The sequence below is a fragment of the Rhodothermales bacterium genome (assembly GCA_040221055.1).
GTDB lineage: Bacteria > Bacteroidota > Rhodothermia > Rhodothermales > UBA10348 > 1-14-0-65-60-17.
This window is the reverse complement of sequence record JAVJVN010000009.1, coordinates 225,816-247,782: the sequence shown is the minus strand read 5'-3', so window position 1 is coordinate 247,782 and position 21,967 is coordinate 225,816. Positions and strand designations below refer to the sequence as shown.

At 60.2% G+C, this 21,967-nt stretch carries 21 protein-coding genes and 1 pseudogene; 19 read left to right on the top strand and 3 right to left on the bottom strand.

Translation table 11 applies throughout. The features are described from left to right. Positions 1-16 precede the first annotated feature (16 nt). From RIE53_03735 to RIE53_03700, 8 genes are all read left to right on the top strand, one after another. On the top strand, positions 17-637 hold the full coding sequence (locus RIE53_03735) for a phosphatase PAP2 family protein (protein ID MEQ9103786.1): 621 nt from the start codon (positions 17-19) through the stop codon (positions 635-637). A 31-nt stretch (positions 638-668) separates the two neighbouring features. After that, a complete protein-coding gene (locus RIE53_03730; GenBank protein ID MEQ9103785.1) occupies positions 669-2,990 on the top strand; it encodes a DUF5686 family protein in 2,322 nt (773 codons plus the stop codon). 92 nt (positions 2,991-3,082) lie between these two features. Then, the gene (mutS, locus tag RIE53_03725; protein ID MEQ9103784.1) at positions 3,083-5,713 is read left to right on the top strand and encodes a DNA mismatch repair protein MutS; all 2,631 of its coding nucleotides are present in this window, start codon (positions 3,083-3,085) and stop codon (positions 5,711-5,713) included. 13 nt (positions 5,714-5,726) lie between these two features. Continuing rightward, positions 5,727-6,275, top strand: a complete 549-nt coding sequence (locus RIE53_03720) for a gamma carbonic anhydrase family protein (GenBank protein ID MEQ9103783.1) — start codon at positions 5,727-5,729, stop codon at positions 6,273-6,275. Next, positions 6,272-7,582, top strand: a complete 1,311-nt coding sequence (purD, locus tag RIE53_03715) for a phosphoribosylamine--glycine ligase (protein MEQ9103782.1) — start codon at positions 6,272-6,274, stop codon at positions 7,580-7,582. The genes RIE53_03720 and purD overlap by 4 nt, the downstream gene beginning before the upstream one ends. Next, positions 7,579-8,511, top strand: coding sequence for a hypothetical protein (locus RIE53_03710; protein ID MEQ9103781.1), 933 nt, complete (start codon positions 7,579-7,581; stop codon positions 8,509-8,511). Before purD ends, RIE53_03710 begins: the two co-directional genes overlap by 4 nt. Positions 8,512-8,541: 30 nt before the next feature. Continuing rightward, positions 8,542-9,177 carry an adenylate kinase gene (locus RIE53_03705; GenBank protein ID MEQ9103780.1) on the top strand — a complete coding sequence of 212 codons (636 nt, stop codon included), beginning with the start codon at positions 8,542-8,544 and terminating at the stop codon, positions 9,175-9,177. Beyond that, entirely contained in the window at positions 9,170-10,429 is a 1,260-nt protein-coding gene (locus RIE53_03700) for a pitrilysin family protein (protein ID MEQ9103779.1), read from the top strand. Before RIE53_03705 ends, RIE53_03700 begins: the two co-directional genes overlap by 8 nt. 14 nt (positions 10,430-10,443) lie before the next feature. On the opposite strand, the gene RIE53_03695 is transcribed toward RIE53_03700, so the two are convergent. From RIE53_03695 to RIE53_03685, 3 genes are read right to left on the bottom strand one after another with little or no spacing between them, the layout of a single operon-like run. Beyond that, a complete protein-coding gene (locus RIE53_03695; protein MEQ9103778.1) occupies positions 10,444-10,632 on the bottom strand; it encodes a PspC domain-containing protein in 189 nt (62 codons plus the stop codon). A gap of 11 nt (positions 10,633-10,643) precedes the next feature. After that, positions 10,644-11,300: a PspC domain-containing protein gene (locus RIE53_03690; protein MEQ9103777.1), complete on the bottom strand. Its 657-nt coding sequence runs from the start codon at positions 11,298-11,300 to the stop codon at positions 10,644-10,646. Positions 11,301-11,330: 30 nt separating this feature from the next. Next, positions 11,331-11,879, bottom strand: a complete 549-nt coding sequence (locus tag RIE53_03685) for a 5-formyltetrahydrofolate cyclo-ligase (protein MEQ9103776.1) — start codon at positions 11,877-11,879, stop codon at positions 11,331-11,333. On the opposite strand from RIE53_03685, the gene RIE53_03680 reads away from it, so the two are divergent. The 11 genes and pseudogenes from RIE53_03680 to RIE53_03630 all read left to right on the top strand — a co-directional run bounded on the left by RIE53_03680 (position 11,878) and on the right by RIE53_03630 (position 21,966). After that, positions 11,878-12,258: a carboxymuconolactone decarboxylase family protein gene (locus RIE53_03680; protein MEQ9103775.1), complete on the top strand. Its 381-nt coding sequence runs from the start codon at positions 11,878-11,880 to the stop codon at positions 12,256-12,258. The two genes, RIE53_03685 and RIE53_03680, sit on opposite strands and share 2 nt — an antisense overlap. Positions 12,259-12,344: 86 nt before the next feature. Further along, complete coding sequence (gene ffh / locus RIE53_03675; protein ID MEQ9103774.1) at positions 12,345-13,697, top strand: signal recognition particle protein; 1,353 nt, start codon at positions 12,345-12,347, stop codon at positions 13,695-13,697. Between the two features lie 26 nt (positions 13,698-13,723). Next, positions 13,724-13,951 (top strand): annotated as a pseudogene (gene rpsP / locus RIE53_03670) (30S ribosomal protein S16). Between the two features lie 581 nt (positions 13,952-14,532). Beyond that, the gene (gene rimM / locus RIE53_03665) at positions 14,533-15,048 is read left to right on the top strand and encodes a ribosome maturation factor RimM (GenBank protein MEQ9103773.1); all 516 of its coding nucleotides are present in this window, start codon (positions 14,533-14,535) and stop codon (positions 15,046-15,048) included. A gap of 2 nt (positions 15,049-15,050) precedes the next feature. After that, a complete protein-coding gene (gene trmD / locus RIE53_03660) occupies positions 15,051-15,746 on the top strand; it encodes a tRNA (guanosine(37)-N1)-methyltransferase TrmD (protein MEQ9103772.1) in 696 nt (231 codons plus the stop codon). Between the two features lie 61 nt (positions 15,747-15,807). Further along, entirely contained in the window at positions 15,808-16,158 is a 351-nt protein-coding gene (rplS, locus tag RIE53_03655; protein MEQ9103771.1) for a 50S ribosomal protein L19, read from the top strand. A gap of 188 nt (positions 16,159-16,346) precedes the next feature. Continuing rightward, a complete protein-coding gene (locus RIE53_03650; protein ID MEQ9103770.1) occupies positions 16,347-17,213 on the top strand; it encodes an MqnA/MqnD/SBP family protein in 867 nt (288 codons plus the stop codon). Then, positions 17,210-17,659, top strand: a complete 450-nt coding sequence (smpB, locus tag RIE53_03645; protein ID MEQ9103769.1) for an SsrA-binding protein SmpB — start codon at positions 17,210-17,212, stop codon at positions 17,657-17,659. The genes RIE53_03650 and smpB overlap by 4 nt, the downstream gene beginning before the upstream one ends. Positions 17,660-17,664: 5 nt before the next feature. Next, positions 17,665-19,179: a hypothetical protein gene (locus tag RIE53_03640; GenBank protein ID MEQ9103768.1), complete on the top strand. Its 1,515-nt coding sequence runs from the start codon at positions 17,665-17,667 to the stop codon at positions 19,177-19,179. Positions 19,180-19,266: 87 nt separating this feature from the next. Next, a complete protein-coding gene (locus RIE53_03635) occupies positions 19,267-19,665 on the top strand; it encodes a hypothetical protein (protein MEQ9103767.1) in 399 nt (132 codons plus the stop codon). Positions 19,666-19,668: 3 nt separating this feature from the next. Next, on the top strand, positions 19,669-21,966 hold the full coding sequence (locus tag RIE53_03630) for a TonB-dependent receptor (GenBank protein MEQ9103766.1): 2,298 nt from the start codon (positions 19,669-19,671) through the stop codon (positions 21,964-21,966). Position 21,967: the final 1 nt, after the last annotated feature.

Here is a 21,967-nt window from a genome sequence, read left to right as displayed (position 1 = left end):
GCCATATCGGGCAATCATGCGTTCGATCGGCGTCAGGCTGATCCCGGTCTTGGTCGTGGTGGGGCTGATCGGGTCAGTGTCGGTCCAGGCACAGGTACCCCGGACGGACTCGCTGGGTATGGACGCGCGATTGTTCTTCCGGGTCCATTCATGGGAGTCCCGTTCGGCGTCCGTCTGGTTGGGCACGGTCGATCGCTCCGCCTATCCGGTCTTCCTGGGAACGGCTCCGGTGTTGTTCGCGCTGGGAGAGCGGGGTCCGGCCGCCTCGACCGGCCTGTCCATGGCAACCGCGCTGGCCGGGGCCTTGGTCTGGAAACGCATCTCCGGTCGGGAACGCCCGTATGCGCGCTGGTCGCATGTCCGGCCCCGTCCGGGCTATCCCGGCACCCGGCACCTTTCGCCGGACGCGTCCCTGCCGTCGGGCCACATGGCCATGGCGACCGCGCTGGCGACGGCACTGTCCCTGGAGAGCCGGTCGGCATGGGTTGCCGGGGGCAGTTCTGCATGGGCCGCATCGGTCGGCGTTTCGCGGGTCTGGCTGGGTGTGCATCACCCGGGAGATGTCCTGGCAGGGGCGGTTCTGGGTGTGGGTGCAGGCGTTGCGGCACATCTGGTCGTCAGCGCGGTTCAGCGCTGACCTCCGCCATTCAATTAATTGCCTTTCGGACATGAACATCCTGGCCGTCCTGCTCCTCGTGGTGGGCTTCTCCTCGTCCGGATTGCCCACTATTCGTGGCATGGTCACCGACGCGGAGTCGGGTGAACCCCTGGTCGGTGCTACCGTCCAGGTCCGTGAAAGCTGGACGGGCACCATGGTGAACGCCGAGGGGCAATTCGAACTATCCGTGGCGACCTTTCCGGTCGAATTTGAAATCCGTCACATCGGGTACCGGACCGTGATTCTGCCACTGGATGCCGATCCCGGTCGTCCGCTGACCATTCGCATGGAGCCCAGTTCCATCGAGATGCCCGTCCTCGAAATCACGGCCGAAGATCCCGCCATCCGGATCATGCGCCAGGTCATCGCACGGAAACAGGAAACGCGGCAGGACCTGGAAACGTGGATCGGGAACGCCTACAATCGATTCCGTCTGGAAAACGACACGGGCATCGTGTCCATCTGGGAAAGCTATACCCGCGCACACTGGGATCGTACAAGGGGATTCCGCGAGGTCTCCATCTGGCAGGAGAACACGGCAAATGCCGAGGTGACAGAGCTCCTTCCGGCCGCCATGCTGGTCGTCAACCTGTATGATGACAATGTGGACGTCGCGGGCCACTCCCTGATGGGTGTCACGCATCCCGATGCGCTGGAGCACTATACGTTCCGGTTGGACACCTTGAGGTCCATCGATTCCTCGGTCGTGTACGACATTCGGGTGGAGCCCCGCCGCCGGACCGGATCGGGATTCGTCGGGCGCATTTCCGTGTTGGATGAGGCCTGGGCCATGCTGTCCGTCGAACTGCGCCCGGGCCAATCCTTCCTGTTTCCGCCACCGGTGGATCGCTTTGATATCAGCTATCAGCAGCAATTTTCTCAATTCGGTGGGCGACACTGGCTTCCGATCGGTTTGACGTCCGAGGCCGACATCGATATCGCGCTCGGGCCCCTGCTGTCGTTTCCCACCTTCCGTCTGCGCCAATTGTCCCAACTGTCCGGATTCGAGATCAACGCGCCCTTGCCGGATTCCTTGTACCGATCGGACGACCTGGTGGTCGTGGACAGCATGTCCGCCGGCCGCTTGCGGCCGGCGGACATGGCGACGGTACCACTGACCGAACGGGAGCGCCTGGCCTACGCGAACATCGACTCGACACTCACCATGGAGAAGGCGTTCGAGCCGGGAGGCATGTTGGGTCGCCTGGCATCGGTGGGCGGGGGCAGTGGCTCTTCCGGCTCGGCTTCGTCCGGACGTTCGCTCCCGGGTGCCCTGGGTCGCATCCGCGTGACGCCCGAGATCTGGGTGAACCGGGTGGAGGGGGGGCATTTCGGCCAGTGGTCCCACGTACGGATGCCAGGACAGTTCGATGTGGGTGGACGCTTGGCCTTCAGTCAGGCATCATCGGCATGGTCCGGGAGCCTGGCGTTGGAACGGCAGGGCCGGATCGGGGGACAGGTCCGCTGGGATCGTGGCGTCGTCATCCGGAATCCAGGCCGGCTGCACGGTCCCCTGTTCAACTCGCTCGCGGTCCTGGCCGGCGAAACCGATTACTTCGACTATGTCCACAGGGAGGGCGTGACGCTGGGGTTGACCTTGGACATCAAGCAATGGCAACTCTCCTCCGCTTTCCATTCGCATACCCATGAAAGCGTCCCGCAACGGATCCGGCAGACCTTCCTCGGGCGGACCCTGCCTGAAATCCCGAATCTGTCCGTTCCCGGGGAGCGGCTGCAGCGCGTGAGCGTCGGGCTGGATCGGACGTGGGAATATGCGCCGCGTGCGTTCGCGGCGCAGCGGCGACTGTCCGTGTTGCTGGAGCGGGGTGTAAACACCCGTTACACGCGAGTGGACGGTGAACTGCTCTGGCGGATCCCGACGTTCCATCGTCGACGGTTGCTGCCTCCTGCATTCGATATCCGTTTGGCCGCAGGACGTGCAGGCAATGACGTCCCGCTGGTTCGGCTGGGCCACGTGGATGGCTCCGGGAGATTCTCCTCCTTCGGAGGATTGCGCACTCGTCCGGATCGTCCGTATGAGGGCACCCGATATGCATTGTTCGCGTGGGAACACACCTTCCGGACCCTTCCTTTCGAATGGCTTGGATGGGACGCCATGGTCCGGCGACACCTGAACGTGATTGTGCATGGCGCTCACGGAACCGCGTGGCTGCCGGCCGGACATCCAGCCGGCGACCGGGCAACCGATGGCATCCACCAGGAACTGGGCGTTTCCCTGTCCGGGTTGTTTGCCCTGGTCCGGTTGGATGCCACATGGCGTCTGGATCGATCCGCCTTCGTTCCCGGGCTTTCGATTTCACGGATCTTCTGAGTACCGTATTTTGGAGACTTCCCCCACGCAACACGACCCATGGAATGAGCGATACGGCCGCCTCGAAACCGATGAAGGGACAGACCCCTCTCATGCGGCAGTATTTCTCCATCAAGAAGCAGCATCCGGGGACCATCCTGCTGTTCCGGATGGGGGATTTCTACGAAACGTTCGGCGACGATGCCCGTGAAGCCCATAAGGCTTTGGGTATCACCCTCACGAAGCGATCGAACGGGGCGGCTTCGGATGTGGCCCTTGCCGGATTCCCATACCACTCGCTGGACACGTATCTGCCCAAACTTGTCCGGGCGGGGTATCGCGTAGCCATTTGCGAGCAGGTCGAAGACCCGAAGACAGCAAAAACCATTGTTCGACGGGATGTGGTGGAGATCGTCACACCGGGTGTGGCGCTCCGGGACAATCTACTGACGCCCAAACAGTCCACGTTCGTGGCCGCGGTTCACGTAGGAAGGGGATCACGTGCGGACGCAGGCCCGATTGCCGGTGTGGCCTTTGCCGACGCATCGACCGGAGAGTTCAAGCTCGCGGAAGTCCCGGAGGCATCCCTCGCATCCTTCCTGGCATCCGTCGCTCCCGCAGAAATCCTGTGCATCAAATCCCGCATCCCCGCGGTCCAGAAGGCAGGATTCGACCGGGCAATCATCACGCCACTCGATGACTGGGTGTTCACTGCCGATCAGGCGCGGGAAACGCTTACGAGTCATTTCCAGACGCATTCACTCAAGGGGTTCGGCGTAGAGGAGTACGCGCTTGGGCAAGTCGCGGCAGGGGCGTTGCTCCATTATCTCACGGAGACGCAGAAAGGGCTCTTGCCGCACATGCAGCGATTGGAAGCCTACGAGAGCCACGCGTACATGATGCTGGACCGGCAGACGCGGCGCAACCTGGAATTGGTATCGTCCATGCACGCAGGTGAGGAGGGATCGCTGGTTTCGATCATGGATCGTACGCTCACGCCCATGGGGGGACGTATGTTGCGACAGTGGCTGGTTCGACCGCTTCGTGAGCTGGCGGCCATCCAGAAACGCCAGGAGGCGGTTCGCGATCTGGTTGCCTCCCGGTCCCTCCGTACGAACCTCCGGACCTTGCTTCGCCCCATCGGAGATCTGGAGCGGATGGTGGCGCGCGCCTGCACCGGCCGCGCATCCCCCAGGGACATTTCGGGGCTCAAGGAGGCCTTGTTGCAGATACCGCCCATTCGGGAAGGTCTGGAGCGTGCATCGGCCCACGCGCTGGATGCCATCGCCCACGGGCTTGAACCGTGCCCGGACGTGGTCGAGCTCGTTTCCCGGGCCCTGGTGGATGAGCCTCCGGCCCAACTCAAGGACGGCGGGGTCATCCGTTCCGGATACCATGCGGAACTGGATGAACTCCGGGCCATCTCCACAGGCGGAAAGGATTGGCTCGCCCGACTCCAGCAAACCGAATCCGAACGGACCGGCATTTCATCGCTCAAGATCGGTTTCAACAAGGTCTTCGGATATTATCTCGAGGTCACGAATGCCCACAAGGACAAAGTGCCGGCAGCGTGGATCCGGAAACAGACGCTGGTCAATGCGGAGCGGTACATCACGCAGGAACTCAAGGATTATGAAGAGAAAATCCTGGGTGCCGAGGACAGGCTGATCCAGCTCGAAGCGGTCTTGTTTTCGGAGGTCCGGGATCACGTGGCCTCGTTCGCGTCCATTCTCCAGGCGAACGCTCAACTCGTTGCGACCCTTGATGTCCTGTGCTCCTTTGCAGAGACGGCCGTGGAGGAACGCCACGTGTGTCCCGAGATGCACGAGGGCTCCGAACTTGATATCGAGGACGGAAGGCATCCCGTCGTTGAACACGCGTTGCCCCCAGGTGAGCCGTTCATTCCGAATTCGGTCCGCATGGACGCGGACACGGAGCAGATCCTGTTGGTAACGGGACCCAACATGGCGGGAAAGAGCGTAGTGCTCCGTCAGACCGGGTTGATTGTGCTGTTGGCACAGGTCGGTGCGTTCGTTCCTGCAAAGCAAGCCCGGATCGGCCTTGTCGATCGGATCTTCACCCGGGTTGGTGCTTCGGACAACCTCGCTGCCGGCGAGAGCACGTTCCTTGTGGAAATGAACGAGACCGCCAACATCCTGAACAACGCATCGGCGAAGTCGCTCATCCTGTTGGATGAGGTGGGTCGGGGCACGAGTACGTTCGACGGACTCTCCATTGCGTGGGCCATCGTGGAGTACCTCCACGATACCCCGAGGGTGGCCGCCCGGACCATGTTTGCCACACACTATCACGAGCTCAATGTGCTGGAGGATCAGCTTGAGCGTGTCAAATCCTATCGGATCCAGGTCCAGGAACACGATGGACGCGTGATTTTCCTTCGGAAGATGGTCCCTGGCGGAGCGGATCATTCCTATGGGATAGAAGTGGCCCGCATGGCGGGACTTCCCGGCCCGCTGCTGAAGCGCTCCCGGATCATTCTGAATGAACTCGAAAACAAGCCTCCAGCGCCGGTACCGATGGCCGCCGAACCCCAGATGAACCTGTTCGCACCCCTCGCACCAGCGCCGGCTCCCGCGCCGGGCCGTTCTCCCGCAGTACCCGGTCTGACATCGTCGGAGGAGGACGTGCTTGACGGATTGCGCCGGCTGGATGTGGACATGACGACACCCCTTGAGGCCCTGCAGCGCCTTGCCGAACTCCAGAAGAAGCTCTCGGACACCTGAACCGGACCCCGACATGATCCATTCTTTCATAGGTCGCACGCCCGTTTTGGGTGAGCGCGCATTCGTAGCCGATACGGCCACGTTGACCGGTGATATCGTTGCCGGGGACGATGCCGGATTCTGGTTCGGCGCGGTACTCCGTGGTGATGTGAACTGGATACGCATTGGGGACAGGACGAACATCCAGGACAATGCAGTTGTCCATGTGACGCATCATTCGGCTCCGACAAGCATCGGGTCAGGCGTTACGGTCGGTCACGGCGCCATCGTGCACGGGTGTACGATAGAGGATGACGTTCTTATCGGAATGGGAAGCATCATCCTGGACAAGGCTGTCGTCGGTCACCACTCCATTGTAGGAGCAGGTGCACTGGTCACCGGAGGCACCGTAATTCCTCCACGGTCGATGGTGTTCGGCAACCCGGCGCGCATTGTACGCCAGCTGACCGATGCGGAAGTGGAGTCGATAAGTCACTATGCCCGCAACTACGTACGGTACAAGAATATCCAGTTGGGAATCGACGTGCCACCAGAGAATCCATTCTATACGCCGAAACCATGAACGTACTCATCCTTGGAAGCGGGGGGCGCGAACATGCGCTCGCATGGTCGCTCGCACAAAGTCCCCGTCAGCCGGTCATCCACGTTGCACCGGGCAATGCCGGTACGGCTGATCTGGCAACCAATGTCCAGTTGGACATCGGCGACCATGGCGCCGTCATTGAACACGTCCGGTCAAACGGGATCGGGCTGGTCATTATCGGTCCTGAACAACCGTTGGTGGATGGACTGGCGAATGCGCTCAGGGCTGCCTCCATCCCGGTCGTAGGTCCGGACAAGGCGGCGGCCCGGCTTGAAGGCAGCAAGGCCTTTGCCAAAGCGTTCATGGACCGGCACGACATCCCGACAGCGGCTTCGCGTACGTTCAGGCGCAACGAAGCAGCCGAGGCCAGCGCCTGGATTGAACAGGAGGGTGCCCCCATCGTCATAAAGGCCAGCGGTCTTGCCGCCGGCAAGGGGGCCCTGGTATGTTTGACGAAGGACGAGGCACGCACGGCACTTTCCGAGTTGCTGGATGCCAACGCCCTCGGTGACGCAGCCGATGAAATAGTGGTGGAAGCCTTCATGGAGGGGGAGGAAGCCAGCGTGTTCGTACTCACCGACGGAAAGGATTTCGCCTTGCTGTCGCCGGCACAGGACCATAAGCGGATTGGAGATGACGATACGGGTCCGAATACGGGCGGCATGGGGGCCTATGCACCGGCGCCGGTCATGACACCGGATCTTTCTGCGACGGTCGTGGAAACCATCGTCCGACCGACGCTGGAGGGAATGGCCGCGGAGGGCGCCCCGTATTCGGGTATCCTGTATGTGGGGCTCATGATTACAAACGAGGGTCCTAAAGTCGTGGAGTACAATTGTCGACTCGGGGATCCTGAAACGCAGGTTATCCTGCCGTTGCTCAAAACGGATGCGCTTACCGTCTTCGAGGCCGTGGCCAATGGCACCCTGTCCGATCTGGAAGTGGAGTTGCGCGATGGTGCAGCCGCCTGTGTCGTCATGGCCTCCGCCGGCTACCCCGGAGCGTATGAAAAAGGCTTCCCGATTTCGGGGATAGACATGGCCGGGCAACTGCCGGGTACCATGGTATTCCATGCGGGTACGATCCGGGACGCCGACGGGGTTCTTCGCACGAGCGGAGGGCGCGTTCTGGCGGTCGCGGCGCACGCGCCGAGCTTGGAAGGTGCCTTGTCACGGGTCTACACGGGGGTGTCACTGGTTTCATTCGAAGGAGCCCAGCATCGGACCGATATCGGGCGCAAGGGACTGCTCCGGCGATCGGGTGCGTCGGGAAATTCATCGCAGTGAGCGCCGCTCGTGCACCGGACGCTTCAATCCGGCAGCTGGTCGGCGTAGTGGTCATCCTGCTGACCGGCGTCATGGCCGTTCTGCTGTCCGGATGCGCCGAACGATCCCCGATGGCGTCCCATTCAGGGCGTGTGCCGGTCGAAGTCTGGACGATCGAGGATTGGTCACACGTGCCCGTCCGTTTGACCTCCCCGGACGCGCGTCCCGGGACGTTCCTGGACGCGCGTGCCATTGTTGCTGATGCGCGGGGGCGCATCCATGTTTCTGATGCTGGTCGGCACGCCATCCTGTATGCAGACCCGCATGCGGATCGGCCCCTGGAGTGGAGCATCCTTGGCGGACCGGGTGCTGATCAAGGTCAGTTCATGGCGCCGGAGGGGTTGGATGTGGACGCGGGATCCATCCTGGGCGTGGCCGATACAGGCAATGGCCGCATCCAGCGTTTCACCCGGGGCGGTGCCATCATGGAAATCATCCAGATGGAGCCGCGGATGCCCGCTGACGTCCGGTACGTCCAGGCTCTCGCTGATGGTACACTGTTCATCCTGACGGACACAGAGCCGTTCCTGTTCAGGATGGATCGCATCCGGGAGCAGGTGAGCCCTGTGTACCTGGTTGAACAGGCCATGCCCGTCGACATGGCCCGTTTCGGGAACGGCCTGGCTGTCCTCGATGCATCCGGTACCCTGCACGTCCTGAGCAGTGCCGGTGTGACCGTCCGGCGACTGACCGGTATTCCGTTCATCTTCATAGACCCGATCCAATCGGGGCTCATCGCACGTACGGGGCCCGTGTTGTGGGTATTCAACGCACGGCTTGAACCCGTGGAAGCATGGCAACTTCCGGACTCGATGGACAGCCGCGGAGCGGCCGTCTCAGGCGCGGATCTGCTCGTGATATCGCGGACACATCTGCACCGGCTGCCGTAACTTGCAGATTCCACCCAACACGTTGAATTCATGCGATTGGTATTGTTCGGGCCGCCTGGTGCGGGAAAGGGTACGCAGGCGAAAAAGCTCAAGGAGCGATTTGGCCTGGACATCATTTCCACTGGAAACCTCATCCGTACGGCCATCCGGGAAGGAACTCCGCTTGGTATGAAGGCGGCGACGATTGTCCATCGCGGTGGGCTCGTCCCCGATGACGTCGTGCGCGATCTGGCCAACGAGGCCATCGAAGCCACCGGCTTCCGGAACTTCATCCTGGATGGATACCCCCGTACCCGGCAACAGGCCGAGTGGCTGGATGCCTTCCTGGAAGACGCCAACGCGCCGCTCCATGCCGTCATCAGCCTGAACGTTCCGGACCATCGCATTGTGGAGCGACTTTCGGGCCGCCGCATCAACAAGATCACCGGTGAGAGCTTCAGCCCGGACTTGAACCCTCCGCCCACCGGAATGGACCCTTCCCTCATCGTCCAGCGGACGGATGACGAACCTGAAGCGGTGCTCTCCCGATTGCGAACGTATCACGCGGAGACGTGGCCGGTTGCGGAGTGGTATGCGAAGCGGGGACTGCTTCGTGAAGTCGATGGCGTGGGATCGCTGGCTGACGTGACCGAACGGATCCTGGACGTGTTGCCCACCCATGCATGAGCGGATTGTCGAGATAGAGACGGATGCCTCCCGCATTCGATGCCTCAAGGCCGATGTGGAGGAGGTGGTATCGTTGCGGCTTTCGTGGCCCTTATCGGTGGGGACCACGAATGCGGAAGTCGTATGGACCGATCTGGCATCCATGCTCATGGACAAGGGCACGGTAAACCGATCAAAAGCGGACCTGTCAGCCTTGTTCGAGGATCGTGGAGCCGATTTCAATGTCGCCACAGACGGCTTGCAGATGCGGGCTGGCCTTCGATGCCTCACGCGGGATTTCGGCGAGCTGTTTCCGATCGTTGCAGAGTGCCTCTGGGAGGCGGCCTATCCTGAACCTGAAATCAGCCTTGCGGCCGGTCGCCTGCGGACCCATATCATGCGGGAGAAAAGCGACACCGCTTCGCAGGCCGGGACGGCTTTGGCGGCTCGTCTGTTTCCGGAAACGCACCCCAATCATGACCCGGGCATTGACGCGAGGCTGGCCGTACTGCAGGAACTCGACTTCCAGGAATTCCGGTCGTTTGCCATGTCGCGGTTACGTCCGTCGCCGTTGCACATGGCCGTGGTCGGGGATGTCCAGCCGGGGATGGTCCAGGAGCTTGCTGAAACCCACCTGCACGGTCGGCCGGTTCGGGACGTCCCTGCGAGGACGTTCCTGCACGCGGCACGTGCGACGGGAGGGCAGGAGCATGTCATGGTAGCGGATCGCAAGAACCTGGATGTCCGGATTGGCCATGCGCTGGGATTGGACCGGTCCCATCCGGACTTCGATGCCCTGTCGGTGGCGGTATTCGTGCTGGGCGGCAACTTCTCGTCCAGGCTCATGAGTACGGTCAGGGACCAGGATGGACTCACGTACGGGGTCGGATCGGGTCTTCAGGGCTTCGATCGCGACGTCAGCGGCGCATGGGTAACCCGGATATCATTGAGCCAGGAAAATCTCGACCGGGGCTTGCGGCGGACACACGAGGAAATCGAGCGGTTCGTTACGGGAGGCATCAGCCCGGAGGAACTGGAGGAAGTGGTGCAAACGATGGCTGGAAGTTGGCTCGTTCACCTGGGCACGACCGGTGGAATGGCGGGGCGCATCCGTCGTCACATGGAGTTGGGTATGCCGGCGAAGGAACTGGATGAGTGGCCTGTACGACTGCACCATCTCCGCGCCGAAGACGTGAATCGGATTATCCGGGAATGGTTGGACCCTTCTGCGCTGTGGACGTGCAGTGCCGGCGAGCGGATCCCGACCGATTGAACAGGGCCGCTGTCCTATCTGTCCGGCATTACGAATGCCAGGATGATGTAGATGAGCAATCCGGGGAAGCCCGTGGAAAGAAGGCTGAGTACGACATATGCGACACGAACGAGGGTCGGATCGATGTCGAAATATTCAGCGATGCCACCGCAAACGCCGGCAATCATCTTGTCGTGTGACGATTTTTTGAGTTTTCCGCTCATATAAGGGGGTGTCAGCTGTCTCGAATGATGGTAATCCGCTCGTCAAGCGAAGGCTTTTGCGGTTTGTCCGGATTCGGCATGACGAATGCCATGATCAAATAGCCGAGAAGGAACGGTCCACCGCCCGTGGCCACCGTTCCCACAACAAAGGCAATGCGGACCAGCGTCGGGTCAATTCCGAAATATTCGGCGATTCCCGATGCCACGCCGGCCAGTTTCTTGTCCCTGGATTTGGTAAGACGTCGGCGATCAGAACCCGTGGAGGTAGCTTCACTGCGACGTTTCTGTGATTTGGCGAGGGACTTGGCCAGTTTCTTTTCGGCCTTCTGTTTTTTCCGGTTTTGACCGGGGCGCCAGGACAGGACACCGAAACCGAGGAGGATGATCAGGATTCCGCCCAGCCAGGGAAGCATCTGTGCCAGTCCGGTAAGGTCTATGCCGTTGCCCCACAGTCCCATCTGCTGGAAGATGTACGCGATGCCGACCAGGATGATGGAGAGCCCCGTAAGTGTAGGCAGGTTCAGGAAGCTCTTCGATTCTTCCGGCTCTTCCTCGAACAACAAGGCTTCGAGTTCGCCCTCGGAAAGAGATTCGAGATCGTGCATTTCGTCCTCGAAGTAGGAGGACGTGTCGCTGGGACGTTGGGATGTTCGTGTGTGTGCAGCCATGTGCGTGCTTACGCGTGTATGTGCCGGAGGTTACGCTGTCACCGTATGGGTCACGCGGACATCGTGGGCCTCGTGGGGGAGGGACGGAACCCTTTCCCAGGCAAAGATCGGGCACACGGTCGGAACGTGCACACCAGCCAGCAACCGGTCATAGAATCCGCCGCCATAACCCAGTCGCCAACCGTCATGGTCAACGGCAAGGGCTGGAACGAGGATGGCATCCATCTGCTCCCATGAGAAAGTCGGGTCCACCGAAGGCTCGAGCACCCCGTAGGCCCCGGCCTGCAACACGTGCTCGTTCTCAAATCTTCCGGAGACCAGTGCATTGCCCTTCACGATCGGCAACCAGATGGTGCGACCTTCGGCCAGCCAATCACGCAACGCCGGACGGATGTCCACTTCCCGTTTTTGATGAATGGGCCAGAACGCATGAATCCGGCCCGCATGGGCCAGCGTTGGATGCGACTTCAACCGTTCACACAAATCACGTGAACCGTCCGACCACGCTTGATCGGACAGTGCCAGCCGTCGCTCCCGGAAATGTCTCCGGAGGCGCCATTTTTCATCACTGGGATCCATGACCAATCGACTTGACGAGTTTGAAGCGTACAGGGCGCGCATGAACGACCGCATCCTGAATCACGGTAATCACCTGGGAATAAAGCGGTTTTTCAACCTCGATACGAACGCATACGCGGATGGTGCCCTGTCCGGGAAGACGAAAGAACTGCTGGGCCTGGTGGCATCCATGGTCCTGCGATGCAATGATTGTATTGACTATCACCTGCTGCAATGTATTGAAGCCGGATTTTCGGATGCGGAACTGGACGACGCCATGAATATCGCATTGATCGTCGGCGGTTCGATTGTCATCCCGCACCTCCGGCATGCAGTGGAGTCCCGGGACCTTATCCGGGAGCGGGGCGCATCCGGTGAAGATGCAGATAAATCATTCTGATACCTGCGTTAAACCAATAAATTTCGTACTTTTTCCTGTCTATGCTGTTTCAGCATTGAGCACATACCCGATCGAACGCAACCTGCATGTTTGACAGTCTATCAGAAAAGCTGGAAGGCGCGCTGAAGTCCATTACGGGCCAAGGCCGCATTACCGATCTGAATATCGCGGAATCCATGCGCGAAATTCGGCGGGCGCTTCTGGATGCGGACGTCAATTACCAGGTGGCCCGTGAGTTCACGGAACGGGTCAGGAAGCAGGCAGAAGGCGTGGATGTCCTTTCATCCGTGTCCCCGGGCCAGCAAATGGTCAAGATCGTCTATGACGAACTTGTTCATTTTCTGGGAGGGACGCAGGCCGATGTCACGTTCTCGACCAAGCCGCCCACGGTCATCCTGATTGCAGGTCTGCAGGGCTCGGGTAAGACCACGTTTGCCGGAAAACTGGCACGGCACTTCAAGAGCCTGGGTCATGCACCACTTCTGGCCGCAGCTGACGTTTACCGTCCGGCAGCTGTCGATCAGTTGAAGATGCTGGCCAAGCAGGTCGAAGTGCCCGTGTTTTCGCTCGAAGAAGGAGGACAAGTCGTTCAGGACGCCGTCCGCATTGCCCGCGAAGCCGTTTCCGAGGCGCGCAAGCAGGCAAGGGACATAGTCATTATCGATACGGCAGGTCGCCTTCATGTCGACGAACGGATGATGACGGAAGTCGCGGAGATCAAAGCCGCGGTGAATCCGAATGAAATCCTGTTCGTGGTCGATGCCATGACCGGGCAAGACGCTGTCAATACCGCGGTTGAATTCAACAGCCGACTGGATTTTGACGGCGTTGTCCTGACCAAGCTCGATGGCGATACGCGCGGTGGCGCCGCGCTATCCATTCGACGCGTGGTGGACAAGCCCATCAAGTTTGCTTCGACCGGTGAGAAAATGGATGCGTTGACGCCGTTCTATCCTGAGCGGATGGCGCAACGCATATTGGGCATGGGCGATGTTGTATCGTTCGTTGAGAAAGCCCAGGAACAGTTTGACGAAAAGCAGGCTGAGAAGCTGCGCTCCAAGATCGGGTCGGAGAAATTCGACCTCGAGGATTTCCTGGACCAGCTGGATCGCCTCAAGAAAATGGGGTCACTCACGGATCTCGTGGGAATGATTCCGGGTGTCGGACGGAAGGTGAAGGATCTGGATATCGACGACGATGCGTTCAAGCACATTGAAGCCATCATCCAGTCCATGACCCGGGAAGAACGACAGAATCCGGACATCATCAACGGCAGTCGCCGCCGCCGCATTGCGGATGGCAGTGGTGTCGAGGTCCGCGACGTGAATCAATTGCTGAAACAGTTCAGGGACATGAAAAAGATGATGAAGACCATGACGAGGATGATGGGCAAGGGCCGTTCGGTCGACCTGTCGAGTCTCATGGGACGCGTCAACTGATAACACCAACACACTCTCGAAATACAGTGGCAGTTAAGCTTCGACTGAAAAGGATGGGCCGGAACAAGCGTCCGGTTTACGCCATTGTCGCGACGGACTCTCGCAGCCCGCGCGACGGACGGTACATTGAAGACATTGGGCGTTATGCCCCTCTCCAGGATCCCGCCGAGGTCAAGGTCCAGATGGACCGTGTCCATTATTGGCTGGACAACGGAGCCCAACCCTCCGACACGGTACGTTCCGTGCTCAAGCGCGAAGGAGTTCTCCTTGCGTACAGCATGAAGAAGAACGGTGCATCGGAAGAGGACATTGCAGCAGCTGTGGAAGCCCACCGCACGCGTCATCATGCCAAAGCGGCTCAGAATACCAAGCTTTCTGCAGCAGACCGGCGCAAAGCCGCTCTGAAGGAAGAAGAGGTAGCTGCCAAGGCGCGCGAGGCCGAGTTGGCCAAGAAGCGTGCCGAGATGGAAGCCCAGGCCAAGGCCGACGCCGAAGCTGCGCGCAAGAAGGCTGAGGCCGATCGCGAAGCGGCAGCCGCCGAGGCGCGCAAGGAGCAGGAGGAGGCCAACAAGGCCACTGCCGCTGCCGAAGCTCCTGCGGCCGATGCTCCCGCTGCTGACGCTCCCGCTGCAGAGGCTGCCCCGGACGCCGCCGAGCCTGCTGAAGCTTCAGTTGAAGCGGCGGCCGAGCCGGAAGTTGAAGTGAAGGCCGACGCAGAAGCAGAAGCCCCCGTGGCAGAAGCCGAAGCCGCAGCCGAAGCAGAAGCAGAAGCAGAAGCAGAAGCGCCAGCAGCGGACGAAGAGAAGTCTGCCTGATCCTTTTTCCCGGTACCGCCATGATTACTCTCCGCCAGATGGGCCGAATTGCGAAGCCGCACGGTCTGGTCGGAGACGTCAAGGTGGCACCGGACACGGACGATCCGTACCGGTTCACGGACCTGCGGAGCGTATATGTCGGGAAGAGTCCCGATTCCGTTTTGTTATTTGACATTGTGTCTGCCAGAATTCAGCCATCCAAGTTCGGTGCCACGGTTCTGCTCAAAATGGAAGGCATAGACTCCCGCGACCAGGCTGAAAAGCTGTACGGTCAGTTGGTCTTCGCCGTCCAGGATGACTTGCCCCCATTGGAGGAGGACGAGTTCTATTACAGCGATGTGATAGGGCATTCGGTCCTTTCCGATGAGGGTGAACCGCTGGGGCGTGTCGCCGATATCCTGGAAGCGCCCGGTCAGGACAAGCTGGTCGTCCAGCGGGAGGACGGATCCCGGTTCATGGTTCCCATGGTACCGGAGTTCGTGCGGGATGTGACCGACCACTCGGTTGTCATCCGTCTGCTGGACGGGTTGCTGTAGTCATGCGGATCGACCTGATTTCCGCCGTTCCTGATTTGCTGCGCTCCCCGTTGGAGCACAGCATCGTGGGACGGGCACGCGAATCGGGAATGCTTGATATCCGCATCCATGACCTGCGGGACTGGGCGGTTGGCAAGCATCGGAAGGTCGATGACTATCCTTTTGGCGGGGGTGCCGGCATGGTGCTCAAACCGGAGCCGGTGTTCCAGTGTCTCGACGACCTGGACGCCGAACCGGATGTGCATCCTGCCGATGAAGTCATTTTCATGACTCCGGACGCTCCCGTCCTGACGCAGTCCATGGCCAATCGTCTCTCCTTGAACAGGAGGATGATCGTGCTCGCCGGGCACTACAAAGGACTCGATCAACGGGTCCGGGATTCCCGGATCACAATGGAGGTGTCCATTGGAGACTACGTCCTGAGTGGGGGGGAACTACCCGCATTGGTGCTTGTTGACGCGGTGGCCCGTCTGTTGCCTGGGGTGTTGGGGGATGCCGAATCGGCGCTCTCCGACTCATTCCAGGATGGACTCCTCGATGCGCCCACATGGACGCGACCGGCGGAATACCGGGGCCTCAGGGTTCCGGATGTGCTGCTGAGTGGTGACCACGAACGGATTGCAGCGTGGAGGGACGGAGAACGGCTGAAAAAGACACGGGAACGACGCCCCGATTTACTGGATAGGGACGATCGTTGACGTGCAAGGCAGACATGACATACATAGTGATTCACCATCCAGCCGATCCAAGAGGTACGCCATGGCTACCGATGTAATGAACTTGATAGAAGAGTCGCAGAAGCGCGACGACATCCCTGATTTCTCGACAGGCGACACGGTCAACGTGCACGTGCGGGTCATTGAGGGCGAGAAAGAACGTATCCAGCAGTACCAGGGCGTCGTAATTGCGTTCAAGGGCTCCGGTGCCCGTCGTACCTTCATGGTTCGCAAGGTCTCGAACAGTGTGGGCGTGGAACGGATTTTCCCGTTGTACTCTCCGAAGATTGCCAAGATCGAAGTGGTCCGCGAAGGCAGCGTCCGACGCGCCAAGCTGTACTATCTCCGTGACCGTCGCGGCAAGGCAGCCCGCATCAAGGAGCGCCGCCGCTAGGGCCTGGTCCTGCCGGTCTGGAATACGCGGGTGTGAAATCCAGGGTGTGTTCGTCATACACCCGACCAGGATGAACGCGCGCCAGTAATGGGCCGGGGGCGAACACGTTCGCCCCCGGCCCTGCCGTACCATACGGTCATCTCCGACCCGGCCCATTCTCCAACTCCAGCCTTCCAGTAGAACCAGCCATGGTCCCGACACCCACAAAAATCGCGGTCTGGAACGCACCGTTCACGATGCTTGCTGCCTCGGCACTCCGGGATTCACCAGGTGTGGACCTTCAACTGGGTACGTCGGTCGAGGCCGAAGTGTTGTTGCGTGCCGGTAGAGTGGATGTGGCCTTGTTGCCCACGGACCGGATCCTCATGGCCGGAGATGACTTTGACGTGCTGCCAGCCGTCGGGATTTCCACATGGTCCAACCCGTTTGCGCGCCTGGTACTGGAAAACGGCCTACCGGATGCTGAGGCGTCCCCGGTACCTGAACTACACATCCGTTGCCAGCCCGATGGTGCACTCGCGGGACTCGTCGCCCGGATCGTTCTGAAGGAGCACTACGGAATGATCGCGAAGGTGACGCCACCGTTGGAGACCGATGAATGGGGTGAGGGTGGCGCCTTTGATCTGTTGGCGTCTCCCGCAGACGCTTCGCGAACTTCTCCTTTCTCCTCCACCTCCGAATCCGACTCGGGATCCCTGGATGTCGGCGCGGGGCCGAGCAAGAGGGTCGAATTGGACTTGGGGCAGGAGTGGTATGAACTGGCCAATTATCCCATGGTCTGGGCCGCTTTCGTCATGCGGAAGGGTGAGGTTGAAGATGCCCATATCCAACTCGTAAGGGATGTCTTGGTTGAACTGGACGAGAACCGGCGAACACGTGTCCTGGCCGCCGGAGGAACAGAGGCCATGCAGCAATTCGAACTGAATGAGTTGCGCCTGCGTATGGATGATCTGGCCATTGCCAGCCTGACCGAATTGGGGGAATACATGTATTTCTACGAATTGAAGGAAACCATTGACCCCGTAGCCTTCGCCAGCCTGACCGACAACGAATGAAGACCATCACCACCAATCGGAAGGCGCGCCATGAGTACCACATCGAGGAATCGGTGGAGGCGGGACTCGTGTTGCGTGGTACCGAGGTGAAGTCGCTTCGCAACGGCAAGGCGAATCTGGTGGATGGGTTCTGCGTCGTGGAGCACGGTGAGATGTATCTCATGCAGTGTCACATTGCACCGTATGACCACGGCAACATCCAGAACCACGAACCGCTTCGACCGCGGAAATTGTTGCTGCACCGACGTGAGATTGAACGATTTGCCAAGGCGGCCCAGCAGAAAGGATATACCATCATCCCGTTGTCCATGTACTTCAAGGACGGTAAGGCGAAGGTTGAAATCGGCCTGGCAAAGGGCAAGAAGTTGTACGACAAGCGTCACGACATTGCCGAACGGGATACGAAGCGACGTCTGGAGCGGTTGACGGGAAAAGCCTCGGAGTGAACGGCATGCGTGTTTACGTGACCCTTTTGCTGTTGACCCTGCTTTCACCGCTTGCGTCTGCACAGTCCACGTCAAACATCGACCGCTTTCTCACAGAAGCGGAAGCCTACCTCGTCGGGCGGCCACCGCAGCCGGACAGCGCTGCCCGACTGTTGGAACGTGCCCTGGAACAGGATCCGGATTACGGCCGGGCCCGCGCCCTGGACCTCTGGCTGCGGTATGCCCACGGCCGGTCGTTCCTCCCTGCGCTGCGCCAGGAGCGTCACCGCCGTGCGGGTCTGCGGTTGCTGGCCGAAGATTCGACCAATGCCGTTGCCCACCTGCTCTTGGGAGCCATCCAACTGGACCTGTACCGGAATCAGAAAGATCGCGTTTCCATTCCGGTTCGGTATGCAGACGATAATGTCATGGACCTGGTCATCGGATACCTCGATCCAAGGCGCGAGGACGGACGTGACCTGGGAATCGTCCGCGATGCCGAGTTGGAAACCACCTATTCCGTGAACGCCGAACGGCACCTGCGGACCGCATTCCGGGTTTTGGAAAGCCCCATCCATGTGCTCGCAGCGCGCCACCTGGCGGAATTGGCCCTTCTGAAGGATGATGCGACGCTGGGCCGTGATGTGGCCCGCGAACTGCGCTCCCGACTCCCGGGGGACCCGTCGGGATATGCCCTGGATGCCTTGTTCCAGAACCGGTCAGGCAACAGGACCGCTGCCTGGAATGCTGCCCTGTTGGCCCTGGAAAAGGCAGATCCAGCTGAACGGATCGCCTTGCTGGACCGCACGCCCATTGACGCACCTTCGGCTTCGGAATCGGGGCGGGATTGGTTGGACGATGATCCACGATGGGAAACACCGGAGAATGAACGGCTCACGGAACACGTTGCCCGGCGTACAGCCCTCCAATTGCTCGACCATCCGGAGGCATCCGATCCCGGGCGCATGATTCTCCGTTACGGGTTGCCGGTGGAGTCGGTGCGCTTTTCCAGCGACAGAGACGCCTTCCTGGCCGTGTCCTATCCGTTCACGACGTTCATTTTCCACGACATGGCCAAAACGGGTGATTGGATCTACTGGTCTGCCAGTGCGGCCGACCTGACCGGGCCGCGGAACGTCGTTCGTCAGTGGCAACGGGATCAGACCATCCATGCCGCTGAACAGTTCGAAGCCAGGCCGTTCCAGTCCAGCGTGGGACCTACGGAATCCATTCCGATGCATGCAGCCATCCATGGCTTCGGTCCCCGGGACCGTCGGGAGTGGGTCGTCGGCTGGTGTCTGGAGCCTCGCGAAGGGCAGCGTTTCGATGCCGTAAACCACGTCGGGCTGTATGCTGCAGGTATTCGTCCGGGTCCGGCGTCCGACCGCCTGCCGATACCTGCACCGGTCACGGTAGCGGAGTGGACGGAGGACCTGGTTCGTCCTCCGGCTGCAGCCAACACTGCCAGCCAATCAGGCTCCACAACTGATGCAGACTGCCGTCCTGTTTTCCATGCGGTGCGGTCCGGTGCCGATCAGTAACGGTTCTCCCTGGAACTGGGGGATGGGCATGGCCGTGGGGGGGCGTACCGATTGCGGACCGCCCCCACACCGGACGATGGTCCTGTCATGAGCGACCTGATGCTTGCGTGGCTGGTCACGGAGGTCGACCCGGCCGAGGCTCGCGTTCCTGACGGTTTCGTCCTGCGGGGAGACCGGTTGATTGAGCCCCTCTTGCCGCGCGTCACAGATCAAGGAACTTCGATTGCGGTTTATTTCGAAGTCCATGACTTGACAGCAACGGTTCGGATCGAAGCGGTCATGACGCCGGTCGAGCAGCGTGATCAGACGACGGTGTCGGTTGCATTCGTGGAAGATGTCCCGGGAGGAATGTGGGCCCGGGATATCATCCTGGATCTGGATGGGGTAAAACCCGGTGCCTATCACTTGACCGTGCGCGTTACCGATATTCCGGGCAACCTTCGGGTCCTTGAACGGTCCACTACCCTGGAAATCCTTTCCCGCTGAATCATGTCCACGTTGTCCATCAACGCGTTGCGCTTGCCGGTCGTCCTCTTATTGGGCTGGCTGATTATGCTGGCCGCCCCGCTCCGGGAGGCGCAGGCCCAGTCAGGCATTGTGCGGGGTGTCATCTCGGATGCCGACACCGGAGAAGCCCTTCAAGGTGTGAATGTGGCGCTACTCGGCGCATCGGGTGAGCTGGTGACCGGAACCGTGTCTGGCTCGGGGGGCGTGTATGCGTTGTCGCGTCTTGACGAAGGGGCTTACGTGCTGCGCGCATCGTTCATCGGATTCGATACCTGGGAGCAGGGCATCACACTGGAAGAAGGGGAGCGCATCCTTCTAAACATCCAACTGACCGAAGGGTCGGAAGTACTGGATGAACTGGTCGTCGAGGAAGAGCGGGACTCGGGTTCGGTCCGCGTGACCGCTGGCCAGGTGACCATCATTCCGGCAGATATCGAAATGATTCCCTCGCCGGACGTATCCGGTGATCTGGTCAATTACTTGACCACGCTCCCGGGCATCGTATCGGTGGGCGACCGGGGAGGGCAGTTGTTTGTCCGTGGTGGTGAGCCGTGGCAGAACCTGGTGCTGCTGGACGGGCTGTGGATCTATCAACCCTTCCACGTACTCGGCTTTTTTTCATCGTTCCCGGCGGATATCATTGCCGATGTGGAGGTATTTGCGGGCGGTTTTCCCAGCCAGTACGGGGGGCGCATATCCTCGGTAATGGACGTCACAAGCCGGAACGGAAGCAAATACGGATACAAGGGTTCCGCGTCGCTTGCACCGTTCGTGTCCGGACTCATGATTGAAGGACCGCTTCACAACAATGGAAAGGTGTCGTTCCTGGCCTCTGTCCGCGAATCGGTCATCGGACAGGGTGCGTCGCGGATTATCAGCCAGGACCTTCCGTACGAATTCGGCGACCTGTACGTAAAATTACACGCACTTCCTTCGTACAACTCCCAATTCACCGTCAACTTCCTGCGGACCCACGACAAAGGTTCTGTTTTCGAGGGATCGGTTCAGCAACCCCGGGAATTCGTGGAGTGGACCAACGAGGCCGGTGGCCTGAGGTACCTGGTTTTCCCGCGCGCGTTTTCGGTCATGGCCGAATTTGCCGTCAATGCTTCCCGGCTTGAATCATGGCAGAGTCGGGGGACGGCAGCGGAACGATTCTCGCGTCTTCAGTCGGTCAATACCATTGCCAACCTGACGCACTTCCACGGAAATACAACCATTCGATGGGGCCTGTTTGCCCGCTCGTTGACCATCGAGAGTGAGTTGAACGGGCTGTTCCAGAATCTGTCGTTCCGGGAGGAATTCGTGACGGAAATCGGGATGTACGTGGAGCCCGAGTGGAGTTTCGGCAATGGATGGGAATTGCGGGCCGGCGCCCGGATCCATGGTTTCCCCAGCAAGAATGTCGGTTTCCTGGAGCCCCGGTTACGTCTCGTCCGCCGTCGGGACCATGACGAATGGTCGTTCGCTGCCGGCAGTTATCATCAGGAGATCGTAGGACTTGTGGACAGGAGGGATGCGGCGGGCGTCTTTTCAGCATGGACGTCCAGTCCGAATAATTTCGATGTTCCTTCCGCGCTCCATGCCATTATTGGATACCGTCGCGCCCTGTCTTCGTCGTTCGAAGTCGGGCTGGAGGGCTATGCCAAGAAGCTGGACAATCTTTTCATCCCGGAGTGGACGGCGTTTCCCCGCTTCACGACGCGCATCCAGAACGCTGACGGACGGGTGTTCGGCGGAGACCTGCGCGCGGAATATTCGGAAGACGGGTTCCGCGTGCTCGCCACGTACGGGTTGTCCAGTGTGGAATATTCGGCCCGTCAGGAATCGCTTCCACTCTGGTACGGAACCGAGAGTGTATCCTTTCGACCGGCGCACGATCGCCGGCACCAACTCAACCTGGTCGTCAACAAAGACACCCGACTTGCCGTCTTCTCGGTCCGTTGGCAATTCGGGAGCGGCCTGCCCTTCAGCCGGGCCCTGGGATTCGACGGATTCGTCCTGATGGAAGGCAACGTGGATGTGTTGGAAGAGGAGGGCAGTCGGCGGGTCATCTTCGAGCAGCCCTACAAGGGTCTGTTGCCCACGTACCACCGCTTGGATCTCTCGGCCGAACGGGAGATGGTCTTGACGGAAAAGGCCCGACTGACCATACATGCCGGAATCATCAACACGTATGACCGAGCCAACCTCTTCTATCTGGACGTGTTTACCCTGAGGAGGGTGGACCAGTTGCCCTTCATTCCTACGCTTGGACTCAAACTGGATCTTGAAGAATGAG